Below are 16,288 nucleotides of genomic sequence, written 5' to 3'. Positions count from 1 at the left end.
CAAGCAACTGCCGATATTGATGATCCGACCGCCTTGGGGCAGGTGCGCCACGGCGGCCTGGGCGGCCACGAACACACCCCGCACGTTCACCGCCAGGGTCTGGTCGATGTCCTCGAGCGTCCAGGTCTCGATGGGCCCGGTTCCCCGCGCGATCCCGGCGTTGTTGACCAGGATGTCGAGGCCGCCAAGTTCGGCGGCGGCGCGGTCCACGGCCGCCTTCACCGCCATCGGGTTCGCGCTGTCGGCGGCGATGGCGACGGCCTTGCGGCCCAGCGCCTCAATCTGACCGACCACCGCCTGGGCGCGCTCGGCGGACCTCTCATAGGTGATGGCGACGTCGGCCCCGTCCTGGGCCAGGCGAAGGGCGATGGCGGCGCCGATACCGCGGCTCGCGCCGGTGACCATGGCGCGCTTGCCAGCAAGGTCGGACATGTCGTTTCCATTTCTGGGTTGATCGATACAGAAACTAGATGGGGCGCTTGCCGGTGGTCGTCAAGGATTATATGGTGACCGCTACAGAAAAGGACCTCGCCATGGCCGAACGCGGCCGACCCCGCAGCTTCGATCGCGACGCGGCCCTTGCCAGCGCCATGGAGGTCTTCTGGCTCAAGGGCTATGAGGCCGCCTCGATCAGCGACCTCACCTCGGCCATGGGCATCGGGTCGCCCAGCCTGTACGCCGCCTTCGGCTCGAAGGAGGGGTTGTTCCGTGAGGCCGTCGAGCTGTACGGCCGGCTTGAGGGCCCCGAGGTCTGGGCGGCGTTCGAGAAGGCGCCTACGGCGCGAGCCGCTGTCGAGGCGTTCCTCACCGCCACGGCGCAGGCCTTCACGCGGCCGGGCAAGCCGCGCGGCTGCCTCGTGACACTCTCGGTGATGAACACGGCCGATGCGAGCGCCAGCGTCTGCGAGGCCATGCGCCTCAACCGCGCCTCGGGGCGAAACGACTTGGCGGCGCGGCTGGAGCGCGCCGTATCGGCCGGAGAGCTGCCCCGCGGCTTGGACGTGGCGGCGGTGGCGAACTTCTACCTGACCGTCCAGCAGGGCATGTCGATCCAGGCCCGCGACGGGGCCAGCCGCGAGACCCTCACCGCCGTGGCGCACGCGGCCATGGCGGCCTGGGCGCCGCTGACGGCGGCCTAGTCGCCATAGGCCATCATGAACCGCCGCGCCGCTTCGCAGGCGATGGCGTCGATCTCGTCGGTGTCCAGGTCGCGGCCGACGCCCAGCAGATGGGCCATCTGATGGGCGCCCAGCACCATGCCGGCGAAGTCCTCGGCGGCCAGCGCCGGGTTGTCCACGACCATCCTTCCGGCGGAAGTCTCCCGCTCCAGGAACTGGGCCAGGCGCCGTCGCGAAGTGGCGGGTCCGGCCTCATAGAAGGCCCGGGCCAGGTCGGGCAGGTCCGTCGCGCCCTGCACGGTCATGCGCGTGAGCGCCGTGCCCCGGGGCTTGAGGACCGCCTCGATCATCCCGCGACCAAAGGCGGCCAGGGCTTCCTCGGGATGCTCGTCGGCGCCTGGGACCAGCAGGGGCGCGACGATCTCGGCCACCCGCCGATCGACGATGGCGCGCATCAGCTCCGCCTTCGAGCCGTAGCGGTTGTAGACCGTCTGCTTGGAGACCCCCGCACGGCGCGCGATCAGGTCCATGGAGGCCGACAGGCCGCGCTCGCCGAACAGCTCTGCCGCCGCGTCCAGGATGGCCTCGGTCTTGGCGAGGTCGATCTGTCCGGTGAGCCGAGGCACTAGTGACCGCCTGCGGGGGCGGGAGCGACTTTCGCCGGCTTGGCGAATATCCCCAGAACGGCCGCGGCCGCGCAGGCCAGGGCCAAGAAGGCGAAACCGTCGGCGAAGCCCATCACGCTGGCCTGCCGGCGCATCAGCATGCCCAGCGCCTTATTGGCCGACGCCTCTGGATCGGCCATGCCGCGCTCGCGCATCAGATTGGTGAAGCCCTCGACCATGTCCTGAGCCGCGGGACTGGCGCTGGTCACCGCCGCCGAGAGGTCGCCCAGGTGGACGGCGGTCTGGTGGCTGAGCACTGTGGCCAGCAGGGCCATGCCCACCGCGCCGCCAACGTTGCGCAGCAGGTTCACCAGGCCGGAGGCGTCTTTCATCAGGGACGGCGGCAGGGTGGAGACGGAGAGCTGGGAGGCGGCGATCATCGCCGTCATCGTACCGATGCCGCGCAGCGCCTGCAGCCCAGCGAAGTCCCAGAACCCCCAATCGGCGGTGACGTGGGAGCCCAGGCCGATGCCGTAGGCGGTGAGGCCAAAGCCGATCACCAGAGGGATGCGAGCGTCCAAGGCGCGGACCATCCGCCCGGCGATGGGGGCCATGGCGAACATCACCAGGCCGGAGACCAGCATGGTCGTCCCGACCTCGGCGGCGGAATAGGCCAGCACCTGGCCCAGGAACAGCGGCAGGATGAACGTGCCGCCGAACAGGCCCGCGCCGGAGACGAAGTTCATCACCGCGCCCAGGGCGAAGTTGCGATCGCCGAACGGTTTCAGCGAGACGATGGGCTGGCGATAGGTGAGTTGGCGCCAGATGAAGCCCGCTCCGGTGACCGCCGCCAGGACCGTCAGGAACAGGATGAGGCCGTCGTCGAACCAGCCCTCGCTCGCCCCTTCCTCAAGCGCGTACTGCATGGAGAGCAGGGCCACCGTCATCAGCCCGACGCCCAGCCAGTCGACCCCCTTGCCCAGGCGCGGATCGCCACGGTCGAAATCGGCGTAACGCGAGACCAGGAACATCACCACCAAGCCGATGGGCACGTTGATGAAGAACAGCCAGTGCCAGGACAGGGCGTCCGTCAGGTGGCCGCCCAGGGTCGGGCCGATGGTTGGCGCCAGGGTCACGACCAGCCCGAACACCACATTGGCGGTAACCCGCCGCTCCTGGGGAAAGACCGTCATGGCCGTGGCGAAGGCCGCCGGGATCATCGCGCCCGCCGCCAGGCCCTGAAGGGTCCGCGTCACGATCATCATCTCGATGTTCGTCGAAAACCCCGTCAGCACGGAGGTGACGATGAAGGCGCCGCAGGCCCAGACATAGACGGTCCGCGTGCTCCACATCTTGGAGAGGTAGGCGGTGAGCGGGATGATCACGACCTCGGCCAGCAAGTAGCTGGTCTGGACCCAGCTGATCTCGTCGGCGGTGGCGCCGATGCCGGCCTGGATCTGCGACAGCGAGGCCGCGACGATCTGGATGTCCAACACCGCCATGAACTGGCCCAGGACCATGCCGCCGAAGCCGAGGAACACGGCGGTCCAGTTGACCTCGCCGTCGGCCTTGCGATGGCGGGCGAGGGGGTCGGCGCCGTCGTCGGGGTGGGCCGCGTCGCTCACGGCTTCAGCGCGAAACGCCGTGGCGGGCGAATTGGGGCGCGACGCTGGTTTCGGCGAAGCTCGGTCCAGTGTCGGCGGTCACATCGACCTTGACCTTGACTGATAGGCCGGGCCGCAGAGCGCCGGCCAGGGGCGATTTCGGATCCACCACGATCTTCACGGGCAGGCGCTGGGTGATCTTGGTGAAATTGCCGACCGCGTTCTCCACCGGGATCATGGCGAACTCCGACCCGGTGGCGGGGGCGAAGCTGTCTATCCGCCCGGCGATGGCCTGCTTGCCGAAGGCGTCGGCGTGAATGGTCACCGACTGACCGATCCGAAGGCGCGAGACCTGGGTCTCCTTGAAGTTGGCGACCACATAGGCCTCGCCCAGCGGCACGACGCTCATCAGGGCCGACCCCGGCCGCACATACTGGCCGGGCCGCACGGCGCGCGCGCCGACGACGCCGGCCACCGGCGCACGGATCTCAGTGCGTTCGAGGTCGATCCGCGCCTGCTGGACGGCCGCGCGGGCCGCCGCGGCCGTGGCCTGGGTCTGGGCGCGCTCGGAGCCCAGCGCCGCGGCGGTGCGCCGCTCGGCCTCCAGGGTGGCGCGGGCCTCGGCGACGCCAGCGTTGGCCTGGGTGGCCGCGGCGCGAGCCGATTGCGCGCGCTGAGGTGAGATCCATCCCTGGCTGGCCAGGGCGCCGTAACGGGCGAGTTCGGCCTGGGCCATCTCGGCCTGGGCGTCGGCGCTGCGCACCCCGGCCGCCTTCTGGGCGATCATCGCCTGTTCCAGTTGCGCCTTGTCGTCGACGCCCCTGACCGCGGCCTCCAGCGCCACGGCGTTGGCCTGCGCCTGGGCCAGGCGCGCCTTTAAGGGCCCGGCGTCCAGGCGAACCAGCACCTGGCCAGCGCTCACCCGAACGTTGTCGCCCACCAGCACCTCCGCGACATAGCCGTCGACCTGCGGCGCCACGGTGACCTTGTCGGCCTCGACGAAGGCGTTGTCGGTGTTCTCATGCTTCTGCTTGTCGACCCACCAGAGCCCCGCGCCGCCCAGGAGTACGACGGCGGTCAGACACCCGGCGGCGATGGGAACAAGCTTCTTGGGAAGGGCCATGCGGCGAACTCGGAAAGGTCAAAACCGGACAACGACGTCCAAATTAAAACCGGACCGGAGTCCGGGCGCGGAAATGCACAACACGTAAAATGGACGCATTGGTCCAAAAATCAACTGGCTTGGCGCCGGCCCCTGAACACCGGCATATCCGCACATGGCTGAGACATACGATGCGGATGTGATCGTCGCCGGCGCGGGCCTGGCGGGCGCGACCCTGGCCTTGGCGCTGAAGAGCGCCGGCCTGACGCCGGTCCTGATCGATCCCATCGTCTTCGACGCCCAGGTGGCGCCGACCTTCGACGGGCGCGCCTCGGCCATCGCCTTCGCCGCCTTCCGCCAGTGGCGGACGCTCGGCCTGGCGGGCGACATCGAGCCCTACGCCCAACCCATCGAACAGATCCTGGTCACCGACGGCAAGTCGCCGGGCGCGGCGGCGGGCGGGCAAAGCCCGTTCTACCTGCGCTTCGATTCCGCGGAGATCGCCGAACGATCCGATGGCGAACCGCTGGGCTACATGCTGGAGAACCGCCGCGCCCGCGCCGCCCTGGCCGCGGCCGTCGGCAAGGCCGGGATCGAGGTCCTGGCGCCGGCCAAGGTGGCCTCCGTGATCTTCGAGCCGCGCGCCGCGCGGGTGGCTCTGGAGGATGGCCGGGTGCTGAGCGCGCCCCTGGTGGTGGGCGCCGAGGGCCGCGGCTCGGTCGTGCGCCGCGAGGCCGGGATCGGCGTCGTCGGCTGGGACTATCCGCAGACTGGCGTGGTCGCCACCGTGCGGCTGGCCCGGCCTCATCAAGGGGTGGCGCACGAATACTTCCTGCCCGGCGGCCCGTTCGCCATCCTGCCGCTCACCGATGACCGGGCGAGCCTCGTCTGGACCGAGCCCACCGCCCGTGGCGCGGCGCTGAAGGCCGCGCGGCCGGAGGTGTTCCACGCCCACCTGCATCGACGGTTCGGCGACTATCTGGGCGAGGCGACCTTGGACGGCCCGGTGTTCAGCTATCCGCTGTCGTTGCAGCTGGCGGAGCGCCTGACCGGACCCCGCATGGCGCTGCTCGGCGACGCGGCCCACGGCATCCACCCGATCGCCGGCCAGGGGCTGAACCTGGGGCTCAAGGGCGCAGCGGCCCTGGCCGAGGTGCTGGTCGAGGCCTCTCGCCTGGGTGAGGACATCGGCTCGGAACCGGTGCTGGAACGCTACGCCCGCTGGCGCAACTTTGACAACGTGATGCTGGCCGCCGCCACCGACGTCTTCACCCGGCTGTTTTCCAACGATCATCCGGCGCTGCGCCTGGCGCGGGGCGTCGGCATGGCGGCGGTGAACCGCATCGCGCCTGCCCGTCGGTTCTTCATGCACGACGCCGGCGGCGCGCTGGGCGACCTGCCGAGGCTGCTGCGCGGCGAAGTGCTGTAGGACCTCGCCGTTGGGTTGCTAGGATATCTCGCGAGCCTCTTCCGGCAGCATGATCGGCACGCCGTCGCGGATCGGGTAGGCGAGCTTCGCGGACTTGGAGATCAGCTCCCCGGCCGCGCGGTCATAGTCGAGCCGCCCGTGGGTCACCGGGCAGACCAGCACCTCGAGCAGGCGCGGATCGACCTCGACGGTCAGGGAGAGCGGCACGGAGGAGGTCTGGGTCATGGCCTTGCTCTACTGGATCGAGTGCGGTTCGTCATCGTCGCCCTCCAGGGCGTCGATCTCCAGCAGGGCGGTAAGGGCGTCGCAGCGCTCCAGCATGCCGGGCGCCTCCAGCAGGGCCTGTTTCTCGGCCGGGTCGAAGGGCAGGCCCATGGACAGGCTGGTGACCAGGGCCTCCAGCGGCGCGGTCTCGGCGGTCTCCCAATCGATGTCGAGCTCTCGGCGGTTCAGATAGCGCTTGAGGGCCGCGGCGAACCGGCGGCGGTCGAAGGCCGGGATGTCGGCTTCCTCATCGACCATGTCCTCGGCGAAGGGCTCGAAGGCCGCGCGGACCTGGCGATAGGGGGTCTGGGCCGAGAGCTCGGCGCCCAGGGCGAAGCGGCACACGCCGGTCAGGGTGATCAGGTAGCGCCCGTCCGAGGTCTCGGAGAAGCTGGTGATCCGCCCCGCGCAGCCGACATTGGCCAGGTTCGGCCGCACGCGCTCGCCGCCGGCCCGGGTCTGGACCATGCCGATCATCCGGTCGCCGGCCATGACGTCGTCGATCATGTTGAGATAGCGCGGCTCGAAGATCTGCAGCGGCAGGTCGCCCCCGGGCAGCAGCAAGGCCCCGTCCAGGGGGAAGACCGGGATGACCTGGGGCAGGTCGGCGGCGCGGCGATAAGCGACCGGCATGTTCAGCCTCACGAGAACAGGATCGAGGACAGCCGCCGCCGTCCCGTCCGGGTGATGTCGGAGCCCGCGCCCGCGGCCTCGAAGATGGTGATGAGCTGCTTGCGGGCCGCATCGTCGTTCCAGGTGCGGTCGGCGGCGATGATGTGCAGCAGATGGTCGCTGGCCTGTGCCCACGCGCCGCGCCCGGCCAGGGCCTTGGCGATCTCGAAGCGCGCCTCGTGGTCGTCGGCGTCCTTGGCCAGGCGCTGCTCGAACTCGGTGGTCTCCTCGGGCGCCTCCTGCGCGAGCGCCAGCGCGGCGCGGACGCTGTCGAGGTCAGGATCCTTGGCGGTGGCGGGCGCCATGTCGGCGATCTCCTTGGCCCGCTCGGCGTCGCCGCCGTTGAGATAGCAGCGGGCCAGGCCGCCCAGGGCCTTCACGTTCTCCGGCTCGGCCTGCAGCACCTGGGCGTAGGCCTGGGCCGCGCCGCCGACGTCGCCGACTTCCAACGACTCCTTGGCCATGGCCAGCAGTTCGTCGGTCTCGTTGGCGGGCGCCTGGCCCGCGATCCGGTCGACGAACTGTTTCACCTGGCTGTCGGGCAGGGCGCCCATGAAGCCGTCCACAGGCTTGCCGTCGACGAAGGCGAACACCGCCGGGATCGACTGGACCCGAAGCTGGCCGGCGAACTGCGGGTTCTTGTCGATGTCGATCTTGACCAGCTTGACCTTGCCCCGGGCGGCCAGGACGGCCTTTTCGATCGAGGGCCCGAGCTGTCGGCAGGGCCCGCACCAGGTCGCCCAGAAGTCGACGATGACCGGTGTGGTCCTCGAGGCCTCGAGCACATCGGCCATGAAGCTGGCGTCGGTGCCGTCCTTGATCAGGTCGGCGGTCGTTTGGGGCTCGGTTTCGCCGATCAGGCTCATGGGGGCTTCCCGTCTCGTGTCTCACCGGGCCACAACGCGCCCGGCGCCTAAAATGGTCCCTTCAAGCGCTCTCGACAACGGTCATGGCCGCGAAGTCGACCACCAGGGGCGCGATGTCCAGGGCCGCCAGGAACCGGCGGAAGTCAGATCCCGACACGCCGGTGGTCGCGGTGTTCTCCAACGGATGGAAATTCACCCGATCCGCGTCGGCCAGGGTCTTGTCCAGCACGTAGGTCACCGCGCGCCGCGTGTCGTTGATCAGGGCGAAGGCGGTGACCGATCCCGGCGTCACCCCAAGGGTCTGTTCCATCAGCTCGGCATTGCCGAAGGAGAGCCGAGCCGAGCCGATCACCGTGTGCAGCCGCTTCAAGTCGATCGTCGCGTGCTCGTGGGCCGAGATCAGCCACAGCCGGCCCTTGGCGTCCTTCAGGAACAGATTTTTGGTGTGGGCGCCGTCGATGTCGTCTTTCAGTCCCGGCGCCTCGCCCACGCGGAACACCGCCTGGTGTTCAATGGTCGCGTGGTCGATCCCGTGGGCGTCGAAGAAGGCGATAAGGTCGGCGCGGGTCAGCATGACTCTTGATTAGCGAACTGGACGCGGGCGCGACACCCGCTCTAGACCTGAACCACAGTCTGTTGGAGGAGCCCATGGAGCTCGAGTGCTATCCCACCGCCGAGCGGCCGCCCGAGATCGTGCCCGGCCGCCCACAGCGCGCCTGGATGGATCATTTCTCCGACCGCCATCCGTACCGCTGCCTGCCGCTGAGCATGGCCAACACCACCGGCTGGGAAATCCTCTGCCCGATGGCCTTCACCGCCGAGTGGAACGGCGGGCTGATGCAGGAGGACATCAAGCTCACCCCCGACCGGCCCAATCCGGACTTCCACAACTTCGTGAAGACCCACTTCAGCCATGGGGTGGTGACCTTCCATCCGGGCTACCTGTTCCGCACGCCGCCGGGCTGGTCGATGATCGCCCAGGGCCCGCCGAACCACATCAAGGACGGAATCCAACCGCTGGCGGGCCTGGTGGAGACCGACTGGCTGCCCTTCCCCTTCACGATGAACTGGATCTTCACCCGGCCGGGTAGGGTTCGGTTCGAAAAGGGTGAACCGTTCTGCTTCATCACCCTGACTCAGGACCGTCAGCTCGCCGACGTCCAGCCGGTGATCCGCTCGATGACCCGAAACCCCGAGCTGCGCGAGCAGTACGACACCTGGGAGAAGCACCGCGCCGAGTTCAACAAGCGCATCTTCCGCGCCGATCCGGACGCTACCAAGGAGGCTTGGCAGAGGTTCTACTTCAAGGGCGAATTCCCCGAGGAGATCGCCGAGCCGCCGAAGGACCACGTGAACAAGCGTCGTCTGAAGGCGCCTAGATTCACGTAGGCCGACCTTGGGGCGTCACGGGGTGTTGCAAAGCCCCCGACCCTCTGCCATAAGCCCGCTCTCGATTTTCGGGCGGCCAGACGTCAGGTCGTTCGTGGAGTGCGGGCGTAGCTCAGTGGTAGAGCACAACCTTGCCAAGGTTGGGGTCGAGAGTTCGAATCTCTTCGCCCGCTCCAATAAATCGCGACGCTGAACGAGGGCCGGGGTCATTCCCGGCCCTTCGTCGTTGCGGGAAGCGTCGCCATAGTCGGCTGGCCGACAACCCGATCGGGCGCTATGCGTTATGGCAACGTTGATCGCCTTCAAGGGCGCGACGCCCCCAGGGTAGATCGGATCGGACTTGAGCGACCCCAACCTCGACCCAGCCGAACGTCAGCGCGCGTTGGAAGCCGCGGGTGTAATCGACGCGGGTCGCGAGCCTGCCTTCGATGATATCGTCCGCATCGCCTCGCTGGTCTGCAAGACGCCGGTCGCCTTGGTTAACTTCCTCGGCGCGGAGCGCCAGTACTTCAAGGCCCAGGTCGGCGCCGACGACATGGAGCCGCCGCCGCCCGATGTCTCCATCTGCCAGGCGGCGTTGCCGCACGCCGGCGTGACAGTCATCAACGATCTCTCGGCGGACGATCGCTTCGCCGCCAATCCCCTGATCGCCCAGGCGCCCGGTCTTCGCTTCTATGCGGGCGCGCGGGTTGATTCGGCCGAGGGCATTCCGCTAGGCACGGTCTGCGTGATCGATGTCGTCGCGCGGCCGCAGGGGCTCTCGCCCGAACAGCAGGAAACCCTGGCCGCCCTGGCGCGCCAGGTCATGATGCAGCTGGAGCTGCGCCGCCGGGAGCGCGCCCTGAGCGATAGCGAGCAGCGCTTCCGCGCCATCGCCGACTCCATGCCGCAGATGGTCTGGTCGACCCTGCCGGACGGCTATCACGACTACTACAACGCCCGCTGGTACGAATTCACCGGCGTGCCGCCCGGCTCCACCGACGGCGAGGCCTGGAACGGCATGTTCCATCCCGAGGACCAGGACATGGCCTGGGCGCGCTGGCGCCAGAGCCTGGAGACGGGGGAGCCCTACGAGATCGAGTACCGGCTGCGCCGCCACGACGGCGTCTATCGCTGGACGCTGGGCCGCGCCCTGCCGATCCGCGGCGAGGATGGCGCCATCCGCCGCTGGTTCGGCACCTGCACCGACATCGACGACTCTCGCCGCCTGTTGGAAGAGCGCGAACTGGTCAGCCAGGAACTCAGCCACCGCATCAAGAACATCTTCGCGGTGATCTCGGGCCTCATCTCGCTCTCGGCCCGAGGCCGCCCCGAGACCAAGACCTATGCGGACAACCTGCGGGACCGGGTCCTGGCGCTAGGCCGCGCGCACGACTTCGTCCGGCCCCATTCGGAACGCTCGCGTCCCACCGCCCGGCCCTCCACCGTGTTCTCCATGCTGAAGGAGCTGTTCGCGCCGTATCATCACGAGGGCGCCGAGCGCATCTTCCTGGCCGGCGACGATCTCCGGATCGACGATCGGGCGGCCACGCCCCTGGCGCTGATCTTTCACGAACTGGCGACCAATGCGGCGAAGTACGGCGCGCTCAGCACCCCGGAGGGCCACATCGACGTTTCCGGGCGGCTGGAGGGAGACGACTATCTGTTGACCTGGACGGAGCTCGGCGGGCCCAAGGTCTCGACGCCCACCACGCCCGACGGCTTCGGCTCGACCCTGTCGCGGGTCAGTATCGAAGGGCAGTTGGGCGGCCGGATGGCGCGGGAATGGCCCTCGACGGGACTGAAGGTCACCATCGCCGCACCCCGCGCCTCGTTTACCCGGCCGAGCCGCGTCAGCCGGTCAGGCGAATAGGCGCAAGCCCGCGGGGGGCGCCGGCAAGGGGATGTCGTCGCGGGACAGTCGGCGCATCAGCGCGTAGGACACCACGCCCGCCACCGCCTCGCGGGTCGCGGGCTTGGGCATGACTCCGAGCGCGCCCGGCACACCGTCGCTGACCAGGGAGGCGTTGGCGGTGACGAACACCACGGACGCGCCGCCATCGCACGCCAATCGCCGGCCGATCTCCACACCGGTCTCGCCGTCCCGAAGATTGACGTCCACCAGGGCGACGTCGACTCCTCGACTCGCCAGCTCTAGCGCCGTGGGGCGATCAGGCGCGATCCCCACCACGTCATAGCCCAGGTCGCTGATGGTCTCTTCGAGCTCCATCGCCACCAGGATTTCATCTTCTACGATCAGTACGCGCACTTCGATCACAATCAGCGGTTGGCCTCGCAGACCAAATGCGCCAGCGGCCGCGAGGTTTCATCGCAACGCAACATGGAGCGTGACTGTGGCGCGGTTGCACAGGGCGGTGCGCGTCGGCTATAGGTCAAACGCGACCTTCATCAGAACGGCGGACATGAGCGCTTCCTTCGACCCCCGCTGGGAGACCCTGACGCGCCCCGCGGCGCGCGCGGCCGCTCGCGTCTCGAAAACCATGATGATGATTATCACCCCCATCACAGGACCGGGGCGAACGCGCGCGACCTAAAAACCGCCGACGGATCGCAAGATCAGCAGCCCCGCTCCCTTCACAGGCAGCGGGGTTTTTTATTGCGCGCCGTCGGTCCCGACACCTCCATCCCAAGGACCCACGACCATGCCACACCACGACCCATCGCCTTCGCCAAGCCCATCAGGCGACCCCGACGCCGGCAGCGCCGTGCGCGGCTTCGTGCGAACGCTGGTCTCCCAGGCGCTGTTCGAGCACACCGCCCGGCTGGAAGTGACGCTGGGCGGCGGTGGAGCGCTGGAGACCCTGCTGGCGGTGGAGCGGGCGCTTACCTGGCCGCCCGAGGGGCCTAGCCGTGAGCTGATCTGGGCCACCGAGGCCGGCGCCCTGCGGCTCAGCGCCTATGACGAGGCCGGCCGCCTGCTGCTCAAACGCGACTACGGTGATCGCCGTGGCTGACGGTAGCGCGTTCAGGCCACCTGCCGACCCACCGATGCGCCGGGTGTTCCTAGTCGAAGCCGCGCACGGGTGCGACGCCCTGGTGCGCGTGCTCGGCCCCTTCGCGGTCCAGGCCGCGCAGGTTTGCGAGATGACCGCCACCGAGCACGCACTGGGCGTCTCCGTCCGACTGGAGGTGTCGGGGCTAGGCGAGGCACGCGCCCAACACCTGGCCGAACGCCTGCGCGCCCTGGCCTCGGTGACCAGCGTCGCCGTCGGCTGGCGAGCCGTAGCCTAGCCCTTGGGGACCGGGCGCATGACGCGAGGCCCGATAGCCTCCATCACCCCCCGCGCGTCGAAGGCGCGGGCGTCCTCGGCGGGCTTGGGACCCTTGCGCATGACCACCTCGGCGGTCGCCTCGAACTTCTCGACCGTGCGCACGTCCAGGCGGTCGGCCCAGAAGGGATCGCCGAAATAGGGGTCCCAGGAGCGCCAACCGAAGCCGCCGCCATAGTAGCGCCAGTAGGGCCGCCAGGCGCCGTAGGTCGGGCCGTACCAGGGCCGGTAGAACGGGTCGCGCTCGATATAGGTGCGCCGGTCGCGCTCGGTGTCGCGTTCCACGACCGTGAACCAGTCATAGCCCTGAGCCACAGTAAGCTCGGCCGCTCGGAACAGCAGATAGGCCTCCACCGTGTCGCGGGAGGTCAGGCTATTGCCGGCGAAGCTGACCTTGAAGCGGTCGCCTTCCAGGCGTTGTTCCGAGAAACCGCCCGAGACGGACTGTCCGGGAAGGTTGGGCTGATAAGGGGTGGCGGTGGCGCACGCGCTGACCAGGGCGGCCAGGGCCAGGCTTGCGACGATGGATGCGGCTCTGCTTGTCATCGGATGTCGGCCCTGAAAGCTGTCACTCGGAGGATTGCTAAGGAAACACATAGGCTTAATTGTGGTTGCAGGGGTCGGCCAACCGACTATCGCGCCTTGAGCGCCATCAGGACGGCGGCGGTCAGAAGAAGCAAGCCCACGACGACCGAAAATCCGCGTCGGAAGCGGGGCTCGGTCATTCGCGCCGCCAGGGCCGCGCCGCCCAGGCCATAGGCGCTCATGGCGATCACATCCAGGCCGATGGTGGCCACGGCGAACGCGCCGAGCTGGGCGGGGATCGGTCTATCGGGGTCGAGGAAGGGCGGCAGGACGGCGGTGAAGAACAGGATCGCCTTGGGGTTGGCGATCTGGACCGTGAAGCCATCCAGATAGGCCGATTTGCCCTGCTTGAACGCACCGTGTCCCGGCTCGCCGTCCTTCTTGAAGGCGCCCAGCAGCGCCTTGATCCCCAGCCAGGCGATGTATGCCGCCCCGGCGTAGGCGATCAGGTGGAACACCTCTGGAAAGGCGAGGATCAACGCGCCAAGGCCCACCGCCGCGGCGGCGAACCAGACCAGGGAGGCGGTGTTCATGCCCAGGACCCCGGTCAAGGCCGCGGCGCGGCCCTTCTGGGCTCCTGTGGCGATGGCGAACAGGTTGGCGGGCCCCGGCGTCACGGCCATCACCGCCATCACGCCGAGGAATGTGGCGTACCGCGCGGGATCGACGGGAAGGTCCATGTGGCTGGCCGGGTTCGGAAGCGCGCTTAGAGATGCTGGCGCCGCCCTCAGGTAATCCCCATTGCCTGGCTTCGGAAGACCTGCGACCTGCCAAATCCATCGGAGAGACCATGGGTCCGGATTTCTGGTTGTTTGCCGCCGTCGGCTTCGCGGCCCAGCTCGTCGATGGCGCGCTGGGCATGGCCTATGGCGTGGTCTCGACCACGGTGCTGCTGGCCAACGGCGTGCCCCCGGCCGCAGCCTCGGCCAGCGTCCACGCGGCAAAGGTGTTTACTGGCGCGGCTTCGGCGGCCTCGCACATCGCGCACCGCAACGTCGACTGGCGGCTGCTCCTGCTGCTGTCGCTCGGTGGCGTATTGGGCGGCGTCGTCGGCACCTTCGTCCTCACCTCCGTCGATGGCGAGATGATCAAGCCCTATGTGGTCGGCTGGCTTGGCCTGATGGGGATCGTCATCCTGTACCGGGCCTACAAGGGCTCGCGGCCCAAGGTGTTCTCCTGGAAGTCGCCGTTCCCGCTCGGCCTGGCGGGCGGGTTCTTCGACGCCGTCGGCGGCGGCGGCTGGGGACCGGTGGTGACCTCGACCCTGCTGGGCTCCGGCGCCGATCCGCGCAAGGCGATCGGCACCACCAACGCCGCGGAGGCCTTCGTCGCCGCGGCGATCTCGGCGACCTTCCTGGCCGCATTGTTGAGCGGTCACTGGCAGTCCGGCGGGATGTCGCAGTACCTGTGGTCGATCCTGGGCCTGATCGGCGGCGGGGTCGTCGCCGCGCCGATCGCCGGCTGGATGGTCAAGATCCTGCCCCTGCGCGCGCTCACCTGGTTCGTCGGCGTTCTCGTGACGGGCCTGGCGATCTGGCAGGGGCTGGTGCTCCTGCTCTAGGCTCCGACGAGGACAAGCGTCCACACGATCCGGCCCAGCGCCCCGAACAGCAGGACGGCGGTGGCGGCCATCTGGATCATGAAGCCCATCTCGCGCTTGCCGGGGTCGGCGTAGTAGCCCAGCGCGTAGACGATGCGCCCGACGATCCAGACGACGCCCAGGCCGGCGGCGATCAGATCGTTCCAGTAGATGGCGAACAGCCAGAGACTGACCAGGAACGTCGGTAGCCATTCCAAGGTGTTATAGTGGACGCGGATCGCGCGTTCGAGCGCGGGGTCACCGGTCATGGCCGGGGCGGCGATCCCGCTCTTTCCGCGGGCCTGGCCCACCCGGATCATCATCCAGACATAGGTGAGAAGGGCGGCGATGGTGACCAGCGCCACATAGCTGTGCGGTTGCATAAGTTTCCCCCGAGGAATGTTCGGCGCTAGCTGCGCCGTTGGCCGACCTTGGCATAGGTCAAGCCAGGCAGGGAACTAATCCGCCGGTCTGGCGCGTTCCTACATCGGTCCACGGAACGTTGGGAGCCCGCTATGCAGGTCCAGTCCGAAGCAATCTCCGATATCAGCTATGACGCGCAGCGATCAAAGCTGTTCGTCACGTTCGATGACGGCGACGCCTATATCTATGTCGGGGTTCCCGGCGATGTGCACCGCAGCTTCATCGACGCGGACTCGAAGGGCCGGTTCTTCGCCTTCGAGATCCGCGATCGATACCCCTACAACCGGATCTAACCGCGGCGGTCCCGGCGGGCGGCGACGCGCAGGCGCAGGGCGTTCAGCTTGATGAAGCCGGCCGCGTCGCGGTGGTCGTAGGCGACCTTGCCCTCCTCGAAGGTGACCAGGTCCTGGTCGTACAGCGAGTAGGGGCTGGTGCGGCCGATGATCGCGACATTGCCCTTGTAGAGCTTCACGCGAACCTGGCCAGTGACCATCTTCTGGCTGAGATCGATGGCCGCTTGCAGCATCTCGCGCTCGGGCGCGAACCAGAAGCCGTTGTAGACCAGCGATGCGTACTTCGGCATCAGCTCGTCCTTCAGGTGCATGGACCCGCGGTCGAGGGTGATGGACTCGATGCCCCGGTGGGCGGCCAGCAGGATCGTGCCGCCGGGGGTCTCGTAGACGCCGCGCGACTTCATGCCCACGAAGCGGTTCTCCACCAGGTCCAGGCGGCCGATCCCGTTGTCGTGACCGAGCTGGTTCAGCTTGGTCAGCAGGGTGGCTGGGCTCATCTTCATGCCGTCGATGGCGACCGGATCGCCGCCCTCGAAATCCATGGTGAAGTTGGTCGGCTTGTCCGGCGCGTCCTCGGGCGCGATGGTGCGCATGTGGACGAATTCGGGGGCCTCAACCGACGGATCCTCCAGCACCTTACCCTCCGACGAGGAGTGCAGCAGGTTGGCGTCGACGCTGAAGGGCGCCTCGCCGCGCTTGTCCTTGGTGATCTGGATCTGGTGCTTCTCGGCGAACTCCAGCAGGGCCTCGCGGCTCTTGAAATCCCATTCCCGCCACGGGGCGATCACGTGGATATCGGGCTCCAGGGCGTAGTAGCCCAGCTCGAAGCGGACCTGGTCGTTGCCCTTGCCCGTGGCGCCGTGGCTGACGGCGTCGGCGCCGGTCTCGCGCGCGATCTCGATCTGGCGCTTGGCGATCAGTGGCCGGGCGATGGAGGTGCCCAGCAGGTACTGGCCCTCGTAGACCGTGTTGGCGCGGAACATCGGAAACACGAAGTCGCGGACGAACTCCTCGCGCAGGTCCTCGATGAAGATGTTCTCGGGCTTCACGCCGGCAGCCAGAGCCTTGGCCCGGGCCGGTTCGATCTCCT

Annotated in this window: 21 protein-coding genes and 1 tRNA gene; 9 read left to right on the top strand and 13 right to left on the bottom strand. The window is 68.4% G+C overall.

Going from position 1 to position 16,288, the window contains the following annotated elements:
* Positions 1-432, bottom strand: a 432-nt coding sequence (locus RMO04_RS17725; RefSeq protein WP_309646091.1) for an SDR family NAD(P)-dependent oxidoreductase, incomplete at its 3' end; no start/stop codon positions are given.
* Between the two features lie 74 nt (positions 433-506).
* Here RMO04_RS17725 and RMO04_RS17720 point away from each other — a divergent pair.
* Entirely contained in the window at positions 507-1,139 is a 633-nt protein-coding gene (locus RMO04_RS17720; protein WP_309646090.1) for a TetR/AcrR family transcriptional regulator, read from the top strand.
* Here the strand turns inward: RMO04_RS17720 and RMO04_RS17715 are convergent.
* The 3 genes from RMO04_RS17715 to RMO04_RS17705 are packed head-to-tail and all read right to left on the bottom strand — an operon-like array spanning position 1,136 to position 4,450.
* Positions 1,136-1,744: a TetR/AcrR family transcriptional regulator gene (locus RMO04_RS17715; protein WP_309646089.1), complete on the bottom strand. Its 609-nt coding sequence runs from the start codon at positions 1,742-1,744 to the stop codon at positions 1,136-1,138. The genes RMO04_RS17720 and RMO04_RS17715 overlap by 4 nt on opposite strands.
* Positions 1,744-3,348, bottom strand: a complete 1,605-nt coding sequence (locus tag RMO04_RS17710) for a DHA2 family efflux MFS transporter permease subunit (RefSeq protein WP_309646088.1) — start codon at positions 3,346-3,348, stop codon at positions 1,744-1,746. Before RMO04_RS17710 ends, RMO04_RS17715 begins: the two co-directional genes overlap by 1 nt.
* A gap of 4 nt (positions 3,349-3,352) precedes the next feature.
* On the bottom strand, positions 3,353-4,450 hold the full coding sequence (locus tag RMO04_RS17705) for an HlyD family secretion protein (RefSeq protein WP_309646087.1): 1,098 nt from the start codon (positions 4,448-4,450) through the stop codon (positions 3,353-3,355).
* Between the two features lie 154 nt (positions 4,451-4,604).
* Between RMO04_RS17705 and RMO04_RS17700 the strand changes: the two genes are divergently transcribed.
* Positions 4,605-5,858, top strand: a complete 1,254-nt coding sequence (locus RMO04_RS17700; RefSeq protein WP_309646086.1) for a UbiH/UbiF/VisC/COQ6 family ubiquinone biosynthesis hydroxylase — start codon at positions 4,605-4,607, stop codon at positions 5,856-5,858.
* Between the two features lie 18 nt (positions 5,859-5,876).
* Here RMO04_RS17700 and RMO04_RS17695 read toward each other — a convergent pair whose 3' ends face one another.
* The 4 genes from RMO04_RS17695 to RMO04_RS17680 all read right to left on the bottom strand — a co-directional run bounded on the left by RMO04_RS17695 (position 5,877) and on the right by RMO04_RS17680 (position 8,234).
* Positions 5,877-6,083: a Trm112 family protein gene (locus tag RMO04_RS17695; protein ID WP_309646085.1), complete on the bottom strand. Its 207-nt coding sequence runs from the start codon at positions 6,081-6,083 to the stop codon at positions 5,877-5,879.
* 9 nt (positions 6,084-6,092) lie between these two features.
* Positions 6,093-6,755: an LON peptidase substrate-binding domain-containing protein gene (locus RMO04_RS17690; protein WP_309646084.1), complete on the bottom strand. Its 663-nt coding sequence runs from the start codon at positions 6,753-6,755 to the stop codon at positions 6,093-6,095.
* Positions 6,756-6,763: 8 nt separating this feature from the next.
* Entirely contained in the window at positions 6,764-7,660 is an 897-nt protein-coding gene (locus RMO04_RS17685; RefSeq protein ID WP_309646083.1) for a co-chaperone YbbN, read from the bottom strand.
* A gap of 61 nt (positions 7,661-7,721) precedes the next feature.
* The gene (locus tag RMO04_RS17680) at positions 7,722-8,234 is read right to left on the bottom strand and encodes a YbaK/EbsC family protein (protein WP_309646082.1); all 513 of its coding nucleotides are present in this window, start codon (positions 8,232-8,234) and stop codon (positions 7,722-7,724) included.
* A 74-nt stretch (positions 8,235-8,308) separates the two neighbouring features.
* Here RMO04_RS17680 and RMO04_RS17675 point away from each other — a divergent pair, with 74 nt between their 5' ends.
* From RMO04_RS17675 to RMO04_RS17665, 3 genes are all read left to right on the top strand, one after another.
* Complete coding sequence (locus RMO04_RS17675; RefSeq protein ID WP_309646081.1) at positions 8,309-9,049, top strand: DUF6065 family protein; 741 nt, start codon at positions 8,309-8,311, stop codon at positions 9,047-9,049.
* A 101-nt stretch (positions 9,050-9,150) separates the two neighbouring features.
* A tRNA-Gly gene (locus RMO04_RS17670) sits at positions 9,151-9,225 on the top strand.
* Between the two features lie 164 nt (positions 9,226-9,389).
* A complete protein-coding gene (locus RMO04_RS17665; RefSeq protein WP_309646080.1) occupies positions 9,390-10,901 on the top strand; it encodes a PAS domain-containing protein in 1,512 nt (503 codons plus the stop codon).
* Here the strand turns inward: RMO04_RS17665 and RMO04_RS17660 are convergent.
* Complete coding sequence (locus RMO04_RS17660; protein WP_309646079.1) at positions 10,890-11,306, bottom strand: response regulator; 417 nt, start codon at positions 11,304-11,306, stop codon at positions 10,890-10,892. The two genes, RMO04_RS17665 and RMO04_RS17660, sit on opposite strands and share 12 nt — an antisense overlap.
* Before the next feature lie 385 nt (positions 11,307-11,691).
* Here RMO04_RS17660 and RMO04_RS17655 point away from each other — a divergent pair, with 385 nt between their 5' ends.
* Together RMO04_RS17655 and RMO04_RS17650 are read left to right on the top strand one after the other, a co-directional pair.
* A complete protein-coding gene (locus RMO04_RS17655) occupies positions 11,692-12,003 on the top strand; it encodes a hypothetical protein (protein WP_309646078.1) in 312 nt (103 codons plus the stop codon).
* Positions 11,996-12,280, top strand: a complete 285-nt coding sequence (locus RMO04_RS17650; RefSeq protein WP_309646077.1) for a hypothetical protein — start codon at positions 11,996-11,998, stop codon at positions 12,278-12,280. The genes RMO04_RS17655 and RMO04_RS17650 overlap by 8 nt, the downstream gene beginning before the upstream one ends.
* Here RMO04_RS17650 and RMO04_RS17645 read toward each other — a convergent pair.
* Together RMO04_RS17645 and RMO04_RS17640 are read right to left on the bottom strand one after the other, a co-directional pair.
* Positions 12,277-12,864 (bottom strand): CC0125/CC1285 family lipoprotein, encoded by a 588-nt coding sequence (locus RMO04_RS17645; protein WP_309646076.1) that lies wholly within the window; start codon positions 12,862-12,864, stop codon positions 12,277-12,279. The genes RMO04_RS17650 and RMO04_RS17645 overlap by 4 nt on opposite strands.
* An 86-nt stretch (positions 12,865-12,950) precedes the next feature.
* Positions 12,951-13,583, bottom strand: a complete 633-nt coding sequence (locus tag RMO04_RS17640; protein WP_309646075.1) for a LysE family translocator — start codon at positions 13,581-13,583, stop codon at positions 12,951-12,953.
* Positions 13,584-13,693: 110 nt separating this feature from the next.
* Here RMO04_RS17640 and RMO04_RS17635 point away from each other — a divergent pair, with 110 nt between their 5' ends.
* The gene (locus RMO04_RS17635; protein WP_309646074.1) at positions 13,694-14,464 is read left to right on the top strand and encodes a sulfite exporter TauE/SafE family protein; all 771 of its coding nucleotides are present in this window, start codon (positions 13,694-13,696) and stop codon (positions 14,462-14,464) included.
* Here the strand turns inward: RMO04_RS17635 and RMO04_RS17630 are convergent.
* The gene (locus tag RMO04_RS17630; protein WP_309646073.1) at positions 14,461-14,865 is read right to left on the bottom strand and encodes an MAPEG family protein; all 405 of its coding nucleotides are present in this window, start codon (positions 14,863-14,865) and stop codon (positions 14,461-14,463) included. The genes RMO04_RS17635 and RMO04_RS17630 overlap by 4 nt on opposite strands.
* A 132-nt stretch (positions 14,866-14,997) precedes the next feature.
* On the opposite strand from RMO04_RS17630, the gene RMO04_RS17625 reads away from it, so the two are divergent.
* A complete protein-coding gene (locus tag RMO04_RS17625) occupies positions 14,998-15,198 on the top strand; it encodes a KTSC domain-containing protein (RefSeq protein WP_309646072.1) in 201 nt (66 codons plus the stop codon).
* Here the strand turns inward: RMO04_RS17625 and RMO04_RS17620 are convergent.
* Positions 15,195-16,288: argininosuccinate synthase (locus tag RMO04_RS17620; RefSeq protein WP_309646071.1), on the bottom strand; the 1,094-nt coding region annotated here is incomplete at its 5' end. The two genes, RMO04_RS17625 and RMO04_RS17620, sit on opposite strands and share 4 nt — an antisense overlap.

Origin of the sequence: Phenylobacterium sp., assembly GCF_031412415.1 — a bacterium.
Classification (GTDB): domain Bacteria; phylum Pseudomonadota; class Alphaproteobacteria; order Caulobacterales; family Caulobacteraceae; genus Phenylobacterium.
Note: the sequence above shows the minus strand (reverse complement) of the source record. Positions and strands in the feature narration are given on the sequence as shown.

Excerpts from the sequence above, each read along its gene's own strand:
- RMO04_RS17705 (WP_309646087.1), bottom strand. The coding sequence starts at position 4,450 with ATGGCCCTTCCCAAGAAGCTTGTTCCCATCGCCGCCGGGTGTCTGACC.
- RMO04_RS17690 (WP_309646084.1), bottom strand. The coding sequence starts at position 6,755 with ATGCCGGTCGCTTATCGCCGCGCCGCCGACCTGCCCCAGGTCATCCCG.
- RMO04_RS17635 (WP_309646074.1), top strand. The coding sequence starts at position 13,694 with ATGGGTCCGGATTTCTGGTTGTTTGCCGCCGTCGGCTTCGCGGCCCAG.
- RMO04_RS17685 (WP_309646083.1), bottom strand. The coding sequence starts at position 7,660 with ATGAGCCTGATCGGCGAAACCGAGCCCCAAACGACCGCCGACCTGATC.
- RMO04_RS17645 (WP_309646076.1), bottom strand. The coding sequence starts at position 12,864 with ATGACAAGCAGAGCCGCATCCATCGTCGCAAGCCTGGCCCTGGCCGCC.
- RMO04_RS17700 (WP_309646086.1), top strand. The coding sequence starts at position 4,605 with ATGGCTGAGACATACGATGCGGATGTGATCGTCGCCGGCGCGGGCCTG.
- RMO04_RS17655 (WP_309646078.1), top strand. The coding sequence starts at position 11,692 with ATGCCACACCACGACCCATCGCCTTCGCCAAGCCCATCAGGCGACCCC.
- RMO04_RS17695 (WP_309646085.1), bottom strand. The coding sequence starts at position 6,083 with ATGACCCAGACCTCCTCCGTGCCGCTCTCCCTGACCGTCGAGGTCGAT.
- RMO04_RS17630 (WP_309646073.1), bottom strand. The coding sequence starts at position 14,865 with ATGCAACCGCACAGCTATGTGGCGCTGGTCACCATCGCCGCCCTTCTC.
- RMO04_RS17675 (WP_309646081.1), top strand. The coding sequence starts at position 8,309 with ATGGAGCTCGAGTGCTATCCCACCGCCGAGCGGCCGCCCGAGATCGTG.
- RMO04_RS17625 (WP_309646072.1), top strand. The coding sequence starts at position 14,998 with ATGCAGGTCCAGTCCGAAGCAATCTCCGATATCAGCTATGACGCGCAG.
- RMO04_RS17680 (WP_309646082.1), bottom strand. The coding sequence starts at position 8,234 with ATGCTGACCCGCGCCGACCTTATCGCCTTCTTCGACGCCCACGGGATC.
- RMO04_RS17640 (WP_309646075.1), bottom strand. The coding sequence starts at position 13,583 with ATGGACCTTCCCGTCGATCCCGCGCGGTACGCCACATTCCTCGGCGTG.